Annotated in this window: 22 protein-coding genes; 7 read left to right on the top strand and 15 right to left on the bottom strand. The window is 63.0% G+C overall.

Going from position 1 to position 19,813, the window contains the following annotated elements; genetic code table 11:
* Positions 1-99 precede the first annotated feature (99 nt).
* Complete coding sequence (locus AC07UB_RS08040) at positions 100-420, top strand: hypothetical protein (protein ID WP_492792472.1); 321 nt, start codon at positions 100-102, stop codon at positions 418-420.
* A 279-nt stretch (positions 421-699) separates the two neighbouring features.
* Positions 700-987 carry a hypothetical protein gene (locus AC07UB_RS08045; RefSeq protein ID WP_492281197.1) on the top strand — a complete coding sequence of 96 codons (288 nt, stop codon included), beginning with the start codon at positions 700-702 and terminating at the stop codon, positions 985-987.
* Positions 988-1,055: 68 nt separating this feature from the next.
* On the opposite strand, the gene AC07UB_RS08050 is transcribed toward AC07UB_RS08045, so the two are convergent.
* The 4 genes from AC07UB_RS08050 to AC07UB_RS08065 all read right to left on the bottom strand — a co-directional run bounded on the left by AC07UB_RS08050 (position 1,056) and on the right by AC07UB_RS08065 (position 5,158).
* Complete coding sequence (locus AC07UB_RS08050; RefSeq protein ID WP_492792801.1) at positions 1,056-2,270, bottom strand: lytic murein transglycosylase; 1,215 nt, start codon at positions 2,268-2,270, stop codon at positions 1,056-1,058.
* A 134-nt stretch (positions 2,271-2,404) separates the two neighbouring features.
* Complete coding sequence (locus tag AC07UB_RS08055) at positions 2,405-3,016, bottom strand: TIGR00645 family protein (RefSeq protein ID WP_494651442.1); 612 nt, start codon at positions 3,014-3,016, stop codon at positions 2,405-2,407.
* 165 nt (positions 3,017-3,181) lie between these two features.
* Complete coding sequence (gene tam / locus AC07UB_RS08060; RefSeq protein ID WP_492792470.1) at positions 3,182-3,952, bottom strand: trans-aconitate 2-methyltransferase; 771 nt, start codon at positions 3,950-3,952, stop codon at positions 3,182-3,184.
* Positions 3,953-4,003: 51 nt separating this feature from the next.
* A complete protein-coding gene (locus AC07UB_RS08065) occupies positions 4,004-5,158 on the bottom strand; it encodes an acyl-CoA dehydrogenase family protein (protein WP_494651440.1) in 1,155 nt (384 codons plus the stop codon).
* Between the two features lie 203 nt (positions 5,159-5,361).
* Here AC07UB_RS08065 and AC07UB_RS08070 point away from each other — a divergent pair, with 203 nt between their 5' ends.
* A complete protein-coding gene (locus AC07UB_RS08070; protein WP_492792468.1) occupies positions 5,362-6,069 on the top strand; it encodes a winged helix-turn-helix transcriptional regulator in 708 nt (235 codons plus the stop codon).
* 29 nt (positions 6,070-6,098) lie between these two features.
* On the opposite strand, the gene AC07UB_RS08075 is transcribed toward AC07UB_RS08070, so the two are convergent.
* Genes AC07UB_RS08075 through ettA form a run of 4 tightly spaced genes read right to left on the bottom strand, consistent with a single transcriptional unit; the run spans position 6,099 to position 9,201 of the window.
* The gene (locus tag AC07UB_RS08075; RefSeq protein WP_494651437.1) at positions 6,099-6,527 is read right to left on the bottom strand and encodes a hypothetical protein; all 429 of its coding nucleotides are present in this window, start codon (positions 6,525-6,527) and stop codon (positions 6,099-6,101) included.
* Between the two features lie 53 nt (positions 6,528-6,580).
* Complete coding sequence (locus AC07UB_RS08080) at positions 6,581-7,105, bottom strand: MarR family winged helix-turn-helix transcriptional regulator (RefSeq protein ID WP_492792466.1); 525 nt, start codon at positions 7,103-7,105, stop codon at positions 6,581-6,583.
* Between the two features lie 6 nt (positions 7,106-7,111).
* A complete protein-coding gene (locus AC07UB_RS08085) occupies positions 7,112-7,555 on the bottom strand; it encodes a MarR family winged helix-turn-helix transcriptional regulator (RefSeq protein WP_492792465.1) in 444 nt (147 codons plus the stop codon).
* Entirely contained in the window at positions 7,552-9,201 is a 1,650-nt protein-coding gene (ettA, locus tag AC07UB_RS08090) for an energy-dependent translational throttle protein EttA (protein ID WP_492792464.1), read from the bottom strand. Before ettA ends, AC07UB_RS08085 begins: the two co-directional genes overlap by 4 nt.
* Positions 9,202-9,470: 269 nt before the next feature.
* Between ettA and AC07UB_RS08095 the strand changes: the two genes are divergently transcribed.
* The 3 genes from AC07UB_RS08095 (at position 9,471) to AC07UB_RS08105 (ending at position 12,485) form a co-directional block, all read left to right on the top strand.
* Complete coding sequence (locus tag AC07UB_RS08095) at positions 9,471-9,683, top strand: hypothetical protein (RefSeq protein ID WP_492792463.1); 213 nt, start codon at positions 9,471-9,473, stop codon at positions 9,681-9,683.
* 256 nt (positions 9,684-9,939) lie between these two features.
* Positions 9,940-11,283, top strand: coding sequence for an NADP-specific glutamate dehydrogenase (gene gdhA / locus AC07UB_RS08100; RefSeq protein ID WP_492792462.1), 1,344 nt, complete (start codon positions 9,940-9,942; stop codon positions 11,281-11,283).
* A gap of 245 nt (positions 11,284-11,528) precedes the next feature.
* A complete protein-coding gene (locus tag AC07UB_RS08105) occupies positions 11,529-12,485 on the top strand; it encodes a D-2-hydroxyacid dehydrogenase family protein (protein ID WP_494651435.1) in 957 nt (318 codons plus the stop codon).
* Positions 12,486-12,589: 104 nt separating this feature from the next.
* Here the strand turns inward: AC07UB_RS08105 and AC07UB_RS08110 are convergent, their stop codons facing one another.
* From AC07UB_RS08110 to AC07UB_RS08120, 3 genes are all read right to left on the bottom strand, one after another.
* Complete coding sequence (locus AC07UB_RS08110) at positions 12,590-13,078, bottom strand: VOC family protein (protein WP_494651433.1); 489 nt, start codon at positions 13,076-13,078, stop codon at positions 12,590-12,592.
* Positions 13,079-13,210: 132 nt separating this feature from the next.
* Positions 13,211-14,050: an outer membrane protein gene (locus AC07UB_RS08115; RefSeq protein WP_494651432.1), complete on the bottom strand. Its 840-nt coding sequence runs from the start codon at positions 14,048-14,050 to the stop codon at positions 13,211-13,213.
* Between the two features lie 178 nt (positions 14,051-14,228).
* Positions 14,229-15,467: a L,D-transpeptidase gene (locus AC07UB_RS08120; protein ID WP_494652649.1), complete on the bottom strand. Its 1,239-nt coding sequence runs from the start codon at positions 15,465-15,467 to the stop codon at positions 14,229-14,231.
* A gap of 387 nt (positions 15,468-15,854) precedes the next feature.
* Here AC07UB_RS08120 and AC07UB_RS08125 point away from each other — a divergent pair, with 387 nt between their 5' ends.
* A complete protein-coding gene (locus AC07UB_RS08125; protein ID WP_494651430.1) occupies positions 15,855-16,817 on the top strand; it encodes a hypothetical protein in 963 nt (320 codons plus the stop codon).
* A 42-nt stretch (positions 16,818-16,859) separates the two neighbouring features.
* On the opposite strand, the gene AC07UB_RS08130 is transcribed toward AC07UB_RS08125, so the two are convergent.
* The 4 genes from AC07UB_RS08130 to AC07UB_RS08145 form a co-directional block, all read right to left on the bottom strand.
* On the bottom strand, positions 16,860-17,330 hold the full coding sequence (locus tag AC07UB_RS08130; protein WP_492792457.1) for a GNAT family N-acetyltransferase: 471 nt from the start codon (positions 17,328-17,330) through the stop codon (positions 16,860-16,862).
* A gap of 32 nt (positions 17,331-17,362) precedes the next feature.
* A complete protein-coding gene (gene sseA / locus AC07UB_RS08135; RefSeq protein WP_492792456.1) occupies positions 17,363-18,214 on the bottom strand; it encodes a 3-mercaptopyruvate sulfurtransferase in 852 nt (283 codons plus the stop codon).
* A gap of 46 nt (positions 18,215-18,260) precedes the next feature.
* Positions 18,261-19,268 (bottom strand): NADP-dependent oxidoreductase, encoded by a 1,008-nt coding sequence (locus AC07UB_RS08140; protein WP_492792455.1) that lies wholly within the window; start codon positions 19,266-19,268, stop codon positions 18,261-18,263.
* A 63-nt stretch (positions 19,269-19,331) separates the two neighbouring features.
* Complete coding sequence (locus AC07UB_RS08145; RefSeq protein WP_492792454.1) at positions 19,332-19,760, bottom strand: rhodanese-like domain-containing protein; 429 nt, start codon at positions 19,758-19,760, stop codon at positions 19,332-19,334.
* Positions 19,761-19,813 lie beyond the last annotated feature (53 nt).

Genomic DNA, 19,813 nt, shown 5'->3' on the forward strand with positions numbered 1-19,813 from the left:
ATCCGCCCCCGCCGTTCAGTTCCTGTTCAAGAGATCGGTGCAACTTTCCGCGTCGCGACCCGTTATTTAGGGGTCAACGCAACGACGAAAGGTGAAGCCATGAAGAAGATCGGCGTTAGGAAGATCGTCTTGGCGGTTGCCGCTGCCGCTACTGTCGCAGTCACCGCCCTCGCAGCCCCGGCTCCCGCCGAAGCGCGCGGCGGACGCGTCGCGGCCGGCGTCGGCCTGGGCATTCTCGGCGGCGCCATCGCGGGTGCCGCGATCGCCAACAGCGGCGGCTACTACGGCCCGGGCTATGGCTATGGTTATGGCTATTACGGCAACGGCCCCGTCTATGTGTCCGCGCCCTGCTACTGGCAGCGTGAGCGGTTCTGGGACGGTTACGGCTGGCGCGTCCGCCGCGTTCAGGTTTGTAACTAATCCGGATCTGCGACCCGTCGCCCGGCCATTTTTTAGCCGTGACGGGCTGGAAGAAATAGGCGCTCCGGGAGGGTTAAAACCTCCTTCCGGGGCGCTTTTTTTAGGATTCAACCAAGAGAATCCCCGATATACTGCGACGGGGACGTCACAAGATGCCGGTGCGGGATGACGCCGGTGCTTTGAAAACGGGGCCAACCGGGATAAATGAGTTCCCGTCATTGGACCTTGCAGACCAATCGCCTTGCGCCGGGCTCTGGCGTGATCTGAGGAGAGACAACTATGAAGAAAGTTCTTTCGGCGTTCCTCGCGGTCGCAACGATCGCCGGTTCGCTCGCAACCGCGATGCCCGCAGCCAAGGCTGATGGCGGCCGTGTCGCCGCCGGCGTGGGCCTTGGCCTTCTGGGTGGCGCGATTATCGGCGGCGCGATTGCCAACAGCCGCCCTGCTTACGGCTATGGCTACGCTCCCGGCCCCGTGTACGTCGAAGAGCCCGCCTGCCGCCTCGTGCGCGAGCGCTTCTGGGACGGCTACGGCTGGCGCGTCCGCCGCGTTCAGGTTTGCGATTGATCTGACCTTCTCACGATTGCTTCGTGAGACATGAGTTTCAAAACCCGGCCTCGCGGCCGGGTTTTTGTTTAGCGCCCCGCGCTCATCGCGCGCAGCACATCCGCGCTCGGCCAGCAATCGACCTTCAGCCCCGCCTTTTTCTGATAAGCGCCGAGCGCCGCACGGGTCTGCATCCCCGCCTTGCCGTCGAGCTTCGATGAGTACAGGCCGATGCGCTCCAGATGCTTCTGCATCGCCTCGACATCCGTGCTGCGCATCTGCGTCGAGGCCGACCACGGCGTCGCGAACTTCGGACCGTTGGCCATGCGGTCGGCAAGATGACCGACGAACAGCACATAGAGATCGGAGAAATTGTATTCCTTGATGACGAAGTAATTCTTCGTCGTCAGAAACGCCGGGCCGTAGATTCCCTCCGGCTGCAACAGCGACGCGCTCTGCGCCATTTCAGCTGCGCTGAGACGCAGGCCCCGCACCGGGATATATCCCTCGCGCAGCCATTCGGAGATCGGCTTGGTCACTTCCGGCACGCCCTGCGTGCAATCGGCATTACGCGGCGCGTGGACTTCGTAGGCCCAGCGCAAACCAGCCTGCCAGCCCTTGTTCTTGAGCTGTTGCGCAGCGGAGGCCAGCGCATCCGGCACCGAGGTCCAGATATTGATATGCCCATCGCCGTCGAAATCGACACCATGCTTGGCAAGCTCCGACGGCAGGAATTGCGTCAGCCCGGTCGCGCCACCCCATGACGTGCGCAGATCCTTGCGCGTCACGTCGCCGTTCTGGATCAGCTTGAGAGCCTCGATGAATTCGCCGCGATACTGGTCCTTGCGACGCCCGACATAGGCCTGCGTCGCCAGCACGCGCAGCCCGTCATACGGCAGGGCGTAGCGCCCGTAGTCGGTCTCGCGTCCCCAGATCGCCAGAATGATCGGCCCCGGCACGCCGAAGCGCTGCTCGATGGCGGCCAGCGTGGCGCGCTGCTGGATCATCAGCCGCTGACCCTCGGCGGCGAGCCGCGCGATGCTGGCTTCCTTCACATAGTCGGCAGGCACCTGCACGAATTCGGCCTGCGACGGCGCGCCGGTCGAGGGCCGTCCGGGAAGCAGCAAATCGGGCAATTTATAATCCGGCTCAAGTCCGCGCGTCTGTGCGTCGAATGTCGCGCGCGAGACACCGGCCTGCTGCGCCTCCGGCCATAGTGAGGCAATGAACTGGGTGAACGCTGCGTCGGCGGCGAAAGCGCGCGGCAGCGCAAACAACAGGACTGCGCTCGACAGTGCGATCATCAGCGCCCGGCGCAAGGCGGCGGCCAGTTTGATACGGGACATCGTCATTGCGGGCGAAGCGAAGCAATCCAGTCCTGATTTGGCAAGGGGTGGATTGCTTCGCCGCAAGGGTTCCTCGCAATGGCGGATCTCACTCAATGTGCGCCATGGCCATTCTTGCTTGCCTCAGTGCGCACGGTGTCGGCGTCGTTGGACAGCTTGTCGACCCAGGCAATGCCGATGGCCGACAGGATGAACATGCCGTGGATGATGGTCTGCCACATCACGCCCGCTTCGGTGTAATTCGTGGTGCGGCCCGCACCGCCGAGATTGCCGGCCTCGATGAAGGTGCGCAGCAGATGGATCGAGGAGATGCCGATGATCGCCATCGCGAGCTTGATCTTGAGCACGCTGGCGTTGACGTGGCTCAGCCATTCCGGCTCGTCCGGGTGGCCCTGCAGATTGAGCCGCGAGACGAAGGTCTCGTAACCGCCGACGATCACCATGACCAGAAGATTGGAGATCATCACCACGTCGATCAGGCCGAGCACCACCAGCATGATCTGCTGCTCGGTGAAATCGAACGAGTGCATGATGAGATGCCAGAGTTCCTTCAGGAACAGGATGACATAGACGCCTTGGGCGACGATCAGCCCGACGTACAGCGGAAGCTGCAGCCAGCGCGATCCGAAGATCAGCATCGGGATCGGGCGCAGCGCCATGTCGGCGCGCGACGGCAGCAACGGGGTTTCGGGGGTCATGGACATTCGGGGGACGTGCTCCGGCTAGCTGATCATCGAAGGTGCTCAGCTAGGGAGAATGGCCGATTCTGTCGAGACGTGCTGTAGCGGCGTTTAACCGCAAGCGAATTTTTCAGTCCGACATCATTGTGTCAGGTTCATGCGGGTTGGCCCGCAAGACCCGCTAAACCTTCATTTCACCGCCACGATGAACAGCCTTGGAAACCGCAACAGCACCTTGCCGTCGGCCTGCGGCAGGTAGCTCGCGGCGATACGCGCCTTGTAGGCATCGAGGAATTCCTTGCGCTCCGGAATCTCGAGCGGATCGAGAAACGGACGCAGGCCGGTGCCCTTCACCCATTCGACGATGGCCTCGGCGTCGTCGAGCACATGATTGTAGACCGTGTGCCAGACGTCGATACGCTTACACAGCGGGCGCAGCGCGTCGTAATAGACGCCGGGCTCCGGCAGGTTGTCCCGCGCCTCCAGCACGTGCGCGAGCTGGGTATGAAATTGCGGCAGGCGCGCGACCTCGCGCATCTGGACATGCGAGGGCTCGTCCATGTTGTCGGGCATCTGCACCGCGAGCGCGCCGTTCTGCGGCAGCGCGAGGGCAAGACGGATCAAGTGCTTGAGATGATTCGGCACCCACTGAAAGACCGCGTTGGCGAACAGCACGTCGGAGCTGGCCGGCGGTGCCCAGTGCGAAATGTTGGCTTCGATGAACGTCGCCTGCGGCAGCCGCTCGCGGGCCTGCCGCAGCATGTCCGCCGAAGTATCGATGCCGGTCAGCTTGGCCTGCGGCCATCGCTTGGCCAGCAGTTCGGTGGAATTTCCCGGACCGCAGCCGATGTCGACCACGCCCCGCGCGTCCGCAATCGGGATTTGTGCCAGCAGGTCGCGTGCGGCCCGCGTCCGTTCATCTTCGAACTTCAGGTATTGCTGTGCATTCCAGTCGGCCATGCCGCCTTTTACGACATGGCCGACTGTTTTGCGTGCGAAATTAGTTTCGCGTCAGAAAATTTTATCGGTCGGCAGGCCGAGCGCCACCGCGCCCGCATATTCGGCCTGCGGTCCGGCTTGCAGCGGATGATAGCGCGCCGCCTGAATATCCCGGAAGCGGCGCTCCAGCCCCTGCGCCCGGTAGAACCCGGCGCCGCCCGCCGCCTCCATCGCCAGCTCCACGGCACGGATGGCGCTGCGTTCGACCAGTTGCCGGCAGATCATCACCTCGTTGATGCTTTCCGCCGAGGGGGCGCCGCGGGCAACCACCGCGAGCATCCCGTTGCGAGCCAATTGCGCGGCGCGCAGCGACGTCTCCATCTGTCCGACCAGCGACAGCACATTGTGGTCGGCATGGCGCTTTGCGGCAAGCTTCACCGCGATGTCGCGCGCGCTTTCCGCGATCCCAAGATAGACCGAGTAGACCAGCGGAAACGCCAGCGTGCCGATGATCTGGAAAACCGGATGCCACTGGCCCGCCTTGCGCGACACTGCCACCGCGGCGTCGGGCACCACATGACCGTCGATCTGCACGTCGTGCGAGCCGGTGCCGCGCATCCCGAGCGTGCGCCATGTGTCGAGCACCTTCACGTGCGGCGAGTTCATCGGCAGGCCGAAGTGAATAACCGTCGGCCCGTCCTCGCTCTCCAGCACCGCCGACGTCATCAGCAGGTCGCCCAGGGGCGCGCCCGAGGTGAACACCTTGCGCGCGGAGATGCGGTAGCCGCCCTCGACCTTCTCGGCCTTGCCCGAACCCGCGATCCAGTCCGATCCTCCGCTCGAGAGCAGGATGATCCGCTCGGCGGCGACCCGCTTCAGCAGAGGCTCGGCGCCCGCGAATTTCTGGTGCGTCCAGCGCCATGCCGGAATCGCGACCTGGTGGGTGTGCATCGAGAACGCCAGCGCCGTCGAGCCGCAATAGCGGCCCAGCACGCGCAGCATCTCGGCGAGTTCTTCATAGGACGCGCCGCCGCCGCCGAGTTCGCGCGGCACGCCGGCCTCGACCAGACCCGCTTCTTTCAGCGCATTGATGTTCTCCGCGACGAAACGGTCTTCGTCGTAAATCTCCGCCGCGGCGAAGCGCTTGCCCAGTGCATCGGCGATCTGGACGGCATCGAATTCCTTGTTGAATTCCTTGGGGGACGTCATCGGTTGAACCTGAGCCATGTCGGCCTCCTCCTCTGATGTGATGCCCCATCATCGCAATCCCGCAGCCGTCCTCTAGTCCTGCATCTGGACTGGTCTCGGGAATCCGAGCTATGCGGATTTGCGAAACGCCGCACCGGGCGCGGCAATCTGGCGCGCCTCCGCGCCCCCTTCAGCTCCAAGAAATGGACTGGACTCTCAAAAGGCCCGGTCCTAGCCTAAAGATGCTCAATGAAAATCGCCGGAGGACTGAGGTGGAAGGCAGCTTCGGCCAGTTTTGTCCCGTGGCCATGGGCGCGGAAATTTTCTGCGCACGCTGGACGCCGCTGGTGCTGCGCGAGTTGCTGTGCGGCAGCACGAAGTTCAATGACATCCGGCGCGGCGTGCCGCGCATGTCGCCGACGCTGCTGTCCAAGCGGCTAAAGGAGCTTGAGAAAGCCGGAATTCTCCAGACACGCGGACCGGGCAAGACCGACTACGTCCTCACGCCCGCCGGCGAGGACCTGCGTCCCGTGGTAATGTCACTCGGGAACTGGGGACAGCGCTGGGTGGACTCCAAACTGACGCTGCGCAATCTCGATCCGTCGCTGCTGATGTGGGACATGCGCCGCAATCTCAATCCGAAGCCGCTGCCGCCGAAACGCTGCACCGTGTTCTTCCATTATCCCGATCTGGAAGGCCCGCGGCGCTTCTGGTGGCTGGTCATCGACAGCGGCGCCGTCGACCTCTGCCTGGTGAATCCGGGACACGAGATCGACCTCACGGTGAAAGGGCCGCTGCGCGTGATGACCGCGATCTGGATGGGCATCACCACGGTGAAGACGGAGACCGAAGCCGGCCGCCTCGACGTCGCGGGCGACCCTGTGATCGCCCGCTCGATTCAGAAGTGGCTGGGTCTCAGCCCGTTCGCGCGCGAGATGAAACGCGCCTAGTGCAATGGTTCGCAAAGTCCAGCTGAAGCTCAGCCGCCGCAATTACCCTGCACGGCGGCGTCAGCCTTCTGGCGCGCGATTTCGCCGGCCGCCGACGCACCCACGTTCGCCGCGGCGCTCGCCATGCCGGACGCAGCGCCGCCGAACGGCAGGAAGCCGACCGCGCTCGACAGCACGGATGTGCCCACCGCCGTATTCTGCGCGCTGGTCACGGCCTCCTGGCATCGCCTGGCGCGCTCCATCGCCTGTTGCTGCTGCTTCTGCACCCGCTGCGACTGCTGACCCGCGCCGCGCCCGCGCGTATCCGTCGCTCCCTGCGCCTTGCGCGCCTCATAGGCCTTGATGTTCGCCGCCCGCTGCGCCGGCGACAAGCCGACATCGTCAGCCATCGTCGACAACACCGAGCCCGGCGTCAGCAAAAGAAGCGTGAGTGCAAACGCGATGAATCGCAAAATCATGATCTGTCCCCTTGTTTGGAAAGATCACTCCTTAGCGGCGCAGGCCGCCGGATTCACGCGGGATCGATTGCAGTTTTGCTGTCGATGGCGCTCTCACCGGTCCACACAAAACCGTGATCGCGCATGATACGGATTCGCGCCTGCAGGTATCCGTGACCGATGGTTTCCAGGCGCCGCGTCGGCAGCAGAAAGATACGGCGGCGGTCGTCGGGATCGACCTGGCGCACGATCATGCCGCTTTCTTCCATGTCATCGAGATGGCGCGAGACGGTTGCTTCGGTGACGAACAATTCGAAATAGGTCGCAAGCTCCTTGTGCGTGATCGGACGTTCTGCGAGCCAGCGGTGCGCGACGATGCTGAACATCATGTCGGCCTCGAACACGCTGCGCCACGGCCGGTTCAGCACGCCGGAGGCGATCATCGTGCGCCGGAAGTCTGCGCGCCACTGAACATAGGCGATGTCGATAGCCAGCGCTGCGCGCTCCTGTGCATCGATCGTGCACTCGCTCAAATGGAATGTCTCCGTCGTGGTCGCTCCGATTTCTTCGGATGTCAGTGTCTTGTCGTCGCCCCCCATCGTCCCTCACCCCGTCACGTTGCCGCCGTTCCAGATAAAACCGTTCTCACGCATGATGCGCAGGCGCGCCTGCTGAAATTCATGGCCGAGGCCTTCGAGCCGCCGCGTCGGCACCAGAAACATGCGGCGGCGGTCGCCCGCGTCGATGCGGCGCTCGACGAGCCCGCTCTTCGCCATGTCGTCGATGTGCCGGGAGACGGTGGCTTCGGTGGCAATCATGCCGAAATATGTCGCAAGCTCCTTCAGCGTGACCGGCCGCCCCTTCAGCGCATGGTGCGCGACGATGCTGAAAATCATGTCGGCCTCGAACACGCTGCGCAACGGGCGTTCGAGAACGCCGTCGGTGAACAACCTCTTCCGGAATTCCGACCGCCACTGGACCCAGGCAACGTCAATGGCGAGGAGCGCGCGCTCCTGCGCATCGAGGTCGCTGTCCAGCGGCGCGTTCAACGCGTCAACTTCTTGTACTTCACGCGATGCGGGATCGCCGCATCCTGGCCGAGACGGCGCAGCTTGTCCTTCTCGTAATCCTGGAAGTTGCCTTCGAACCACTCGACATGGCTGTCGCCTTCGAACGCTAGCATGTGGGTCGCGATGCGGTCGAGGAACCAGCGGTCATGGCTGATGATGACGGCGCAACCGGCGAAATCCTCCAGCGCCTCTTCCAGCGCGCGCAGCGTATCGACGTCGAGATCGTTGGTCGGTTCGTCGAGCAGCAGCACGTTGGCGCCCGAGCGCAGCATCTTGGCAAGATGCACGCGGTTGCGTTCGCCGCCTGACAGCGCGCCGACCTTCTTCTGCTGGTCCGCGCCCTTGAAGTTGAACGACGAACAGTAGCCGCGCGAATTGACCTCGCGCTTGCCGAGCAGGATCAGATCGTTGCCGCCGGAGATTTCCTCCCACACGGTCTTCTTGCCGTCGAGCGCGTCGCGCGACTGATCGACGTAGCCGAGATGCACGGACTCGCCCACCGTGATGGTGCCGGCATCCGGCTTTTCCTGTCCGGTGATCATCTTGAACAGCGTGGTCTTGCCCGCGCCGTTGGCGCCGATCACGCCGACAATGCCGCCGGGCGGCAGCTTGAAGGTCAGATTGTCGATCAGGAGGCGGTCGTTGAAGCCCTTCGAAAGCCCCTCGAAGTCCACCACGTTCTGGCCGAGACGTTCTGCGACCGGAATGGTGATCTGCGCGGTCTGGGTCTGCTTCTCGCTGGCCTGCTTGAGCAGGTCCTCGTAGCGCTGATAGCGCGCCTTGGACTTGGCCTGACGCGCCTTCGGCGACGAGGCGATCCATTCCTGCTCGCGCTCCAGTGTCTTCTGGTGCGCAACATCCTCGCGGCCTTCCTGCGCCAGACGCTTCTGCTTCTGCACCAGCCACTGCGAATAGTTGCCCTCGTAGGGAATACCCTTGCCGCGATCGAGTTCGAGAATCCAGCTCGTCACGTTGTCGAGGAAGTAGCGGTCATGGGTCACGATCAGGATCGCGCCGGGATAATTGCGCAGATGGCCTTCCAGCCAAGACACGGATTCCGCATCGAGATGGTTGGTCGGCTCGTCCAGCAGCAAGAGGTCCGGCTGGTCGAGCAGCAGCTTGCACAGCGCGACGCGGCGCTTTTCGCCGCCTGACAGCTTGGAGATGTCCGCATCGTCCGGCGGACAGCGCAGCGCGTCCATCGCCTGATCGACCTTGCTGTCGAGATCCCACAGGCCCGCGGCCTCGATCTCGTCCTGCAATTTGGTCATCTCGTCGGCGGTCTCTTCGGAGTAGTTCATCGCCAGTTCGTTATAGCGATCGAGGATCGCCTTCTGCTTGGCGACGCCGAGCATCACGTTCTCGCGCACGGACAAGGCGGGATCGAGCTGCGGCTCCTGTTCGAGGTAGCCGACGCGCGCGCCCTCGGCGACCCACGCCTCGCCGTTATAATCCTTGTCGATGCCGGCCATGATCTTGAGCAGCGTCGACTTGCCCGAGCCGTTGACGCCGAGCACGCCGATCTTGGCGTCCGGATAGAACGAGAGATGGACGTTATCGAGCACCTTGCGGGTCGGGTAGGCCTTGGACAGACCCTGCATGAAGTAGACGAACTGGCGAGCCATCGTGATCCTTGGAACCGTCAGATTTGAGCGGGAATACGCGGGAATTTGCTGCCGTTGATGTAACTGCGGGAACCGCAAAGGGCAACCGGCGAGCCCCCGGAAGTAGCGATTTGGAAAGCCTAACAGGCGGAATTTCCCGCGTCGTCAGGCCGTTGCCGGGGCAAACACCGCTTTTTAATCGATTCCCCCACATCCTTCAAAATCGAACCGCGAACTGGCGCGCCGCGACGAATTGGCAGCGTCGAACAACAGATCGTCGAGCAGAAGCCATGACGACGCAGAGCCCATCGATTGCATCCCGCATCGCGGACGTCACCGCGCGCGCCCCGGCCGGTTCCTCCAACAAGGGATTGATTGCCGAGATCGTGACCTTCTGCCACGAGTTCGCCCAGACCGCCTTCACATCCTACCATCCGGAGCGGCACTACATGCGCGGACCCGGACCGGCGTGCGCCAGCAAGCAGAAGCAGCACCGCGTCTGACGGACGCCGTGCAGTGGTAAAATCGCGACAATTTGCTCACTTTGCTCGCTGAAAACGACGTTCCGCGCCTCGCGAGCTATGCCGCGAGAGGGACTGAATCCTCGCACAGCGCATAGATTGACGCTGCCCTGCATGGTTCGTAGGACATCAGCGCGCGCCGGGCGCAAACGACAGCTTTTCAACCGCAGGCGAAGAGGAACCCTCTTCGCCTGCGGTCGCGCGTTGTCGTACCTAAAAACCATAGGTGTAAGATTAAATGCTCGATGAAAAACTTCAGCCGATTTTCGCTGACGTACTACGCCGCAATCCGGGCGAGGAAGAATTCCACCAAGCCGTCAAGGAAGTCCTGGACAGCCTCGGAGCGGTTGTCGCCAAACATCCGCATTATGCAGAGGACGCGCTGATCGAGCGCATCTGCGAACCAGAACGACAGATCATTTTCCGCGTGCCGTGGGTCGACGACAAGGGCAAGGTCCAGATCAACCGTGGCTTCCGCGTGCAGTTCAATTCCGCGCTCGGCCCGTTCAAGGGCGGCATCCGGTTTCATCCCACCGTCTATCTCGGCACCATCAAGTTTCTCGGCTTCGAGCAGACGTTCAAGAACGCGCTCACCGGGATGCCCATCGGCGGCGGCAAAGGCGGTTCGGACTTCGATCCGAAAGGCCGCTCCGCCGGCGAGATCATGCGCTTCTGCCAGTCCTTCATCACCGAGCTCTATCGCCATCTCGGCGAATATACCGACGTGCCTGCCGGCGACATCGGCGTCGGCCAGCGCGAAATCGGCTACATGTTCGGCCAGTACAAGCGCATCACCAATCGCTACGAGTCGGGCGTGCTGACCGGTAAGGGTCTCGCATGGGGCGGCTCGCAGGTGCGCACCGAAGCCACCGGTTACGGCGCAGTCTATTTCGTCGAACGTATGCTGCGCACGCGCGGCCAAGGCTTCGACGGCAAGAAGGTGATCGCATCCGGAGCGGGCAACGTCTCCATCTACACGATGGAAAAGGTGTCCGAACTCGGCGGCCGTGTCATCGCGTGTTCGGATTCCGACGGTTACGTCGTCGACGAGGCCGGTATCGATATCGCTCTTCTCAAGGAGATCAAGGAAGTCAAACGCGGCCGCGTCTCCGACTATGCGAAGGCGCGCGGCAAGAATGCGACCTTCGTTCCGAACGGCCGGATCTGGGACGTGCCCGCCGATGTGGCGATGCCGTCCGCGACACAGAACGAGCTCAACGGCCAGGACGCGCGCACGCTGCTGAAGAACGGCGTGATCGCCGTGGGTGAAGGCGCCAACATGCCCTCCACCCCGGAAGCCGTGCGGCTGTTTATCGACGCAGGCATCCTGTTCGCGCCGGGCAAGGCGGCCAACGCGGGCGGCGTCGCAACCAGCGCGCTGGAGATGCAGCAAAACGCCTCGCGGGATTCCTGGACGTTCGAGGCGACCGAAACGCGGCTCGCCACGATCATGCACGGCATCCACGACCGCTGCGCCGAAATGGCCGACACCTACGGATCGCCGGGCAACTACGTGCTGGGCGCCAACGTGGCGGGCTTCATCCGCGTCGCGGAGTCCATGCGCGCCCTCGGCATCGTGTAAGGATCACCCATCCGATGAACAAGCGCTCCGGCGAAAAGCCGGGGCGCTTTTTCTTTGCGTGCTATAATCCGCCTGATCTCTCATCACGTCATTGCGAGCGCCAGCGAAGCAATCCAGCTTTGTGACCTCGCATTGAAGTGACGATGGATTGCTTCGTCGGCTTCGCCTCCTCGCAATGACGGGTTGAATTCCCCGTCCCGCCACGTCAGCATGCCCGCCAGCGAAGAACAAAAAACGAGGCCCCGATGAGCTACCGCGTCGCAATTCTCGACGACTACCAGAACGTGGCCCTGAAACTGGCCGGCTGGTCATCGCTGAAAGACAAGATCAGCATCACGGTGTTCGACAAGCCGTTCGCTTCAAGCGAAGACGCGGTGCGCGCCTTGCAGGATTTTCAGATCGTCTGCGCCATGCGCGAGCGCACGGCGTTCAGCCGCGAGGTGCTGACCGCGCTGCCGAACCTCAAGCTGCTTTTGACATCTGGCATGAAGAACGCCGCCTTCGACATGGACGCTGCCAGGGAACGCGGCGTCACGGTGTGCGGCACCGGCGGGTTCGGCAACGCCACGGCCGGATTGACCATCGGCCTGATGCTCGAACTGACCCGCCATATCGGCTTCGAGAATGCGCGGATGCACGCGGGCCAATCATGGCAGGTCACCATGGGCGAGGATGTCGAGGGCAAGACGCTCGGCGTGATCGGTCTCGGCAAGCTCGGCCAGAAGGTCGCGGCAATTGCAAAGGCCCTCGGCATGAACGTGATCGCATGGAGCCAGAACCTGACGCCGGAAGCCTGCGCCGCCGCGGGCGTGACCTACGCGACGAAGGACGAGTTGTTCGCGAAAGCCGACATCGTCACCATCCATCTGGTGCTGAGCAGCCGCTCGCGCGGGCTGGTCGGGCGCGCCGATCTCGAACGGATGAAGCCTTCGGCCTATCTCATCAACACCGCGCGCGGGCCCATTGTCGATGAAGCCGCGCTGCTGGATGTGCTTCAGCGCAGGAAGATCGCGGGTGCGGGCCTCGACACGTTCTCGCAGGAGCCTCTTCCGCTCGATCATCCGATCCGGAAGCTCGACAATGTCGTGCTGACGCCGCATCTCGGCTACGTCACGCAGGAAAACTACAGCCGCTACTATGCCGACATGGTCGAGGACATCGCGGCGTGGATCGGCGGCAAGCCGCTGCGGGTGATGACCTAACTGCTTCACCCGTCATTGCGAGCGAAGCGAAGCAATCCACTCTTTGCAAGGATATGGATTGCTTCGTCGCTTACGCTCCTCGCAATGACGAATGGACGAAGCCTTCACCCCCGTCTCGCCGCCTCGATCGTGGCCACGTCAATCTTCTTCATGGTCATCATGGCGTCGAACGCGCGCTTGGCTTCAGCCCCGCCGATCGCCAGCGCCTCTGTGAGAACGCGCGGCGTGATCTGCCACGAGATGCCCCACTTGTCCTTGCACCAGCCGCACTCGCTTTCCTTCCCGCCGTTTCCGACGATCGCATTCCAGTACCGGTCCGTCTCTTCCTGGTTGTCGGTCGCAATCTGAAACGAGAAGGCCTCGTTGTGCTGAAACACCGGCCCGCCATTCAGGCCGATGCACGGGATTCCGGCGACCGTGAATTCAACCGTGATGACATCTCCCGCCTTGCCTGACGGATAGTCACTCGGGGCCTTGTGAACGGCGGTGACTGAGCTGTCCGGAAAAACACTCGCATAAAATCGCGCGGCCGCTTCGGCATCCTTGTCGTACCAGATGCAGACCATGTTTTTGGGTGCCTTGTTCCCCGCCATGCGGATCTCCCCATCGGTTTGCGGTGATCCAATCAATATCGCACATGCAGAAAAGTTGCATGTCATGCGCAAACAAAAAGCCCGGCAAAACCTTAAGGTCTTGGCCGGGCTTCTGTTTAACGGATCAAAAAATCAGAAGTGATAGTTCGCGCCGAGGCGCACGACGTGGAAGTCAAGATCGCTGAAGTGCGTGTTGTAAGATGAAATTGCGTTACCGGGAACGCCGGGGGCAGCCGAAGTGATATTGCTACGTCCAAGATTGACGTAGAGATACTCAGCTTTGAAAGAAACATTTCGCCAGGCTGCGTATTCAAAGCCGCCACCAGCGGTGTACCCGGTCATCACTTTTGTCGTTGGTCCCGTGTAGCAAGCTCCTGAAGCAGGAGGACACGCGGCACCGAAGCCACCACCCGTTGCGGTATAGCCTATCGTGTTGCTGAGGGTGGAGTTTGCGTGGACCGAGCCGTAAGCCAGGCCACCCGTTCCGTAAACGAGGAGTTTGTCAGTCGCGAGCAATCCAGCGCGCCCGCGCAGCGTTCCGAACCATTCAACATTCTGCTCGGCGTTAACTTGCCCGGGTCGACCGATTAGCGCGTAGGGCGTGGCCGCCGATCCCTTGATGTCACTGCCCTGAAAATCCGCTTCCAGACCAATCAGCCAATTCGGCGAGACCTGCCAATTGTAACCAACCTGCGCGCCGCCAAGAACGCCTTTGACATCGTATGCAACTGACGACGCCGGGTTTGGATTGGAAAAGTTGAATACGTTCGCGGATACAACGTCATTGGGCGCAAAGGTCGCAACCGGATCGTTAAAGCCATAGCCGACGTTGAGGCCGGCGTAGAAGCCCGTCCAGCTTGAGACAGCCGCCAATGGAGGCGCTTTTGTATAGGGGCGCGGCGCGATGTCGGCAGCGTGCGCGCCGGTTGCGCCAAGAGCGGCAACGGCGGCAGCGATCAAAAGCTTTTTCATGAAATTCCTCAAAAACATGCAACAAAATCTGGCTGCACCTTAAGGAGAGTCGAAGGTCGTTACTGTAGCGCGCGGGCAACAGCGTGGAACTCCGTCGATAGGCTTCTTTGACACTGCGAGCCCAAACAAAAATGCCCGCGACATGCGCGGGCATTTTTCATTCGATCGGAAACCTGATTTAGCGGATCGTCACCGGCGCGGGCAGCGGCGGCACGACGGCCGGCCCCTGATTGGGAACGCCGACCGGCGCACCCTGCGGCGAACCTGCCATTGCCTGACCCGACATCGCCTGACCTGTCGACATCGGCTGACCTGGCATGGACTGACCCTGCATCGGTTGCGCGGCCGCCACCGCTGGCGGCTTGCCGCCCGGCAGCACGACCACGCGGGTGCCGACCTTGGCGCGCTCGAACAGATCGGTGACATCCTCGTTCAGCATGCCGATGCAGCCCGACGAGACGAACTGGCCGATGGTCGACGGCTGGTTGGTGCCGTGAATGCGGTACACGGTCGAGCCGAGATAGAGCGCGCGCGCGCCCATCGGGTTGCCGTCGCCGCCGGCCATGAAGCGCGGCAGGTAGGGCTGGCGCTCGATCATTTCCGTCGGCGGATGCCAATCCGGCCACTCGGCCTTGCGGGTGATCTTCTGCACGCCGGTCCAAGTGAAGCCGTCGCGGCCGACGCGGACGCCGTAGCGGATCGCGCGCCCGTTGCCGAGAATGTAATAGAGGTGCGTGTTCGGCGTATCGACGATGATGGTGCCGGCAGGCTCCTTGGTCGGATAGGAGACTTCCTGCTTGCGCAGGTTCGGCGGCAACTCCTTGCGCGGGCCGGTTTCCGGCTGCTCCTCGGGCGGCAGCGCCGACAGCATCAGCGGACGGCCATCGCTGCCGATAGCGCCCTGCTGCGGCTGAACTGCGCTGGCCGCGCCACTATCGACTGCACCCGGCGGACGCGGACGATCGGTAAAATCGGCGCCCTGCGGCGGGCCACGGTCGGAGTAGATCGGCGCAGGGCCGCGATCCGAATTGGCGGGCGAAGGCCCGGAATAAATGGTTGGCCGGCCATAGCGCGGATCGTCCGGCGACATCACCGGGCCGCGCGGGTCCAGTCCCGGCTGCTGGTAGCTCTGTTGCTGCGGAGCGGACTGCTGGTAATTCGGCTGCTGCTGATAGCCCGGAGGCGACAGCGCGGTGGAACGGTCGTCTTCATCCAGCCGGTCGAAATCGGGCACGCCGCGGTCGCCGCGATAACCACCCGGCGCGCCATAGGGCGCGGGCTGCATCGGCTGTGAATAGCCGGGAGGCGGCGGATAAGACTGCGCCAGGGCCGCAGGTGCAGCCAGGCCAGCCACTGCAGAGACGGCAAAAGCCGTCGCGAGAGAACTCGCAAAAGAGTTGGAAAGGCGATTGAACATCATGCCCCTTGTATAGTGCGTAACCCGCCACCGTATCGTTAACGGCAGATCGCTCAGGATAGCGGCGCATTCAAGACATTACCGGAAAATATGGCCTGAATTGGCTGACTTTTTCGCGAGATCTTCGCGAGATTGCAGCCGGGCAACAGGTTCCCGCCAATATGGCGAAGTGCCGGGGGCGGTTGAACTTTTCTGCGGGTCCGTGTTGCCGCTTGCGGTATTCTTTCATCAGGCCTGATTCGCGGCCTTTTGCCTGCCATCCCAGCCGTGTTCCGGCCTCGTTTTTGCGTGCCGCGTATCGTTTTCCCGGTGTGGTGTTTTCCAGTGTTCGCAAGCGTCCCGTTTGGGTTCGATGATTTTCGTCACTGAAGGCAGGACTTAACCGACATGCTTCCCGGTTTCCGGTTTTTGTTCGCAACGGTTGTTCTCGCGGTCTCCGTGCTGGTGTTCGGCCTTGGGGCTGCGGCGCTGCTGCGCGCGGCGCATGAGGAATTCGTGAACCTGCCGTCGTGGCGGCTGGCCCAGCAGCCGGTGCTCGCGCCGCAGTTCGAAATGAGCGGGCCGACACTGGCAATGCTGCGGATCGAGGCGCTGGCGGCGAAGCCGTCGCTGGATAAGCCGCGGCAGCAGGCGATCATCCGGGACATCCCGCGCGATCTTCCGGACGCCAAGGCAGCCGAGACCGCCGCGCAGGACCGCAGGCTGTCCTTCGCTGCACCGGACATCGCCAAGCCGGACGTCATCCCGCAGGACGCCGTCCAGCAAGACATCGTCAAGCCGGACATCGTCACCCCGCAAAACATCCCGCAGGACAGAAGCGACGCGCCCGGGGAGACCGAACAGGTTGCAGCGCCGCAGGCGGTGCAGTTCGCCCTGAACGCGCAGGCCAGCGTCGTGGATCCTGCGCCATCCGAACAATCCGCGACCGAGCAAGCCAGCACCGACGAAGGCAAGACCGAAACCGTCAAAACCACCGAAACCAGAGTTGCCGAAACCAGAACCGCCGCTCTCTCCGAAGTCGCGAAGCCTGCGGGTGCCGCGGCGGCGTCCGAGTCGAAATCCTTCGAGGCCAAATCCTTTGAGGAAAAATCAGGCGCGAGCGAAGCCTCCGAACCGCGATCGACGGAAAGGATCGCCGCGATCGACCGATCGTCGGAAGCCACCGCATCCGCCACGCTGCCCGGTCCCGTGGTGAAGAAAGTCAGGCGCACCAACGTCCGCGCCATCCGGCAACGCCGCGCCGCCGCGATCGCCCGCGCACGGGCCGCCGCCCGCGCGCGCGCCATTCAGCAGCAGCAGGGACAGGCCTCCGATCCGTTCGGACTGTTCGGCACCGCGCCGCGTAGCTGACGGCATCTTGAATGCGGGCGGATCGTTCGCAGCGCCGCCGGATCAGACAGCCGTCAGCCGCTTGAACATCGGATAGCTCTCCGTACCGAACTTGAAGAACGGCGTTCCGCCGTCGCGATAGCCTGCCGCGCGGTAGAACCCGTGCGCGGTCTTCGTGCTGAACAGCGTCGCGCCGGCGTTTCCCTGCTTGAGGCTGACGCCTTCGAGACCCGCAAGCATCCTTTTGCTCACACCCTGAAACCGGAAATCCGGCGACACGTAGTTGCACGTGATCTCGCCGTCGTTGTTCACAGCCCCGACAGAGGCAATCAGCCCGCCGCGGTCCGCCACCAGAACCGTGTTGCCGGTATCCTTGAGCCACGCGGCGAAAACATCCGGCGTCTTGTTCGCCAGCCAGCGGCCGAGAATCGCGGTGTCGCCCCGGTGATCTGCGACGCACAACTCGGCGATCGAGCGCCGCATGGTCTCGCAGGCTTTCACGGCATCACTTAAAACGGCGGGGCGAATGTGCATCGGCGTTTTCTATCGGATGCTGGTGCTGCCGGCTACGCCGGCCCCGTCGCGACCGGAGGCCCGCCCTGCTCGCCCCACTCCGACCATGAGCCGTCGTAGAGCGCCGTGTCGGCGATGCCGAGCCGGTACAGCGCCAGCGTCAGCACGCCCGCCGACACGCCGGAGCCGCAACTCGTGACGATGGGCCTGTTCAGATCGACACCCGCGCCGGAAAATGCCGCGCGCAGGTCGTCCAGCGACTTCATCGCGCCGGTGCTGGCATCGAACAGGCCCGCGTAAGGCACGCTGCGCGCGCCGGGAATATGTCCGCCGCGCAGACCGGGGCGCGGCTCGGGCACGCTGCCCTCGAAGCGCGCGCTCGGCCGCGCATCGATCACCTGCTCGGCCTTGCTCTCAAGATTTCCGATCAGCTGCGCCATGCTACGCACGCGCTTCGCATCGAACGTCGCCTTGAACGTCGCGGGCTTAGGCAACGCCTCGCCGCTCTCGATTGTGCGGCCTTCCAGCAGCCACTTCTTCAATCCGCCGTCGAGCACGCGCACATTGGCGTGCCCGAACGACAGGAACATCCACCAGGCGCGGGGCGCCGCGACCCAGCCGCCACCATCATACACCACAACGGTATCGTCGTTGCCGATGCCGAGCGCACCAACATCGCGGCCGAACTGCGCGGCGTCCGGAAACATATGCGGCAACGAGCTTGAGTGATCCGACACGGCGTCGACATCGAAGAACACAGCGCCCGGAATGTGCTGCTGGAGATAATCCTCCTTCGGCAGCGGCGTGACGCCGGGCAGCTTGAACGACGCATCGATAATTTTCACGCGCGGGTCGTTGAGGTGCGCGGCCAGCCATTCGGTGGAAACGAGAGGATCGGTTGTCATGCTGATGCTAATTCCTGCTGAATGAAATTTCGGGACGTGAAGTGCGTCAGGCATCCATCGAGACGACGACCTTGCCCTTCGCGCGTCCGCTTTCGACATAGGCGAGAGCCTCGGAAATCTGCGCAAATGGAAATGTGCGATCGAGGATAACCTTGAGCTTTCTGCCTTCGATCAACGAGCCGAGTTCGGACAATCCGGCTCCGCTCGGATGCATGAAAAGATAGCGATAGGTCACGTTTGCGTCGCGGGCCTGCTGCCGGATTTTCAGGCTGATGATCCAGAACAAGAATGCGAGAAAGCGCCGGCCGCCGAGATCCTTCATCGCCGTCTCGGGCTCCGGCAGTGCGCCGACCGAAACAACCGTGGTGCCGGGCTTCATGATGCGGAACATTTTCGCCAGCGTCTCGCCGCCGATCAGATCGAACCCCGCATCGAATTGACGCCCGGCTTCCGCAATGTCCTGCGAGGTGTAATCGATGATGTCGTCGCAGCCGAGCGAGCGCACCAGGGCTTCGCCGCGTTTCGATGCCGTGGTCGTCACATGCGCACCAAGCCATTTGGCGAGCTGGATCGCAAAGGTGCCGACACCGCCTGCACCGCCTGAGATGAAGACCTTCTGCCCCGGCTTGATCTTGAGTTCGTCCCGCAGCGCCTGCAACGCGGTCAGGCCCGCCAGGGGGACCGCCGCGGCGGTGACGAAATCGATGTTCGCCGGAATATGCGCGGCGTAGTCCGCGTCGATACATGCCTGTTCGGCGAACGCGCCGCCACCTTCCTTCGCGACGCGTGCATACACACGATCGCCCGGACGAAAGGCTTTCACATCCTTGCCCACGGCAATCACTTCGCCAGCCAGTTCATTTCCAAGCACGAAAGGCAGCCGGGGCCGGTAAATCGCGCGAAGCTTTCCCTCGCGGAATTTGAAATCGACCGGATTCAACCCGGCGGCGCGAACCTTCACAAGAATTTCGTGAGGCGCGGGCGAAGGCGCGGGCACGTCCTCCAGCTTCGCGCCATCAGACCCGCCATAACGATGGAGAACGTAGGCCAGCATTCGCGTTCCTCTGCTCACCGTTCGAGAGTTCTACCGCCTTCGAGATGCCGATGAAGCCGCGGATCAATCCTTCTTCTTCGGCTCGACCTTCTCGATCGGGCCGCCCGCTTCACGCCACGCAGTGAAGCCGCCGCCGAGATGCGCGACCGGAGACAGCCCCATGTCCTGCGCGGTCTTGGCGGCCAGCGCGGAGCGCCAGCCCGACGCGCACTGGAAGACAAACTTCTTGTCCTCCTGAAAAATCGGCTTGGCGTAGGGACTTTCCGGATCGATCCAGAATTCCAGCATGCCGCGCGGACAGTGAAACGCGCCGGGAATGCGCCCCTCGCGCTCGATCTCGCGCGGATCGCGCAGATCGACGATCACCACATCGCTCAGGCCGACGCCGCCGTTGGGAAAACGTTCGACGGCTTCCGCCGCGTTGATGGTTTCGACCTGCCCGTTGGCCTCGTCGAGCAGCTTCTTGTAACCGCGGGTGATGGTGGATGGCATGGGGACTCGCTGATAAAAACGGGACGAAAAGCCTACCACGTTTCTCTCAACGA

Source organism: Afipia sp. GW821-FHT04G03 (assembly GCF_059419985.1).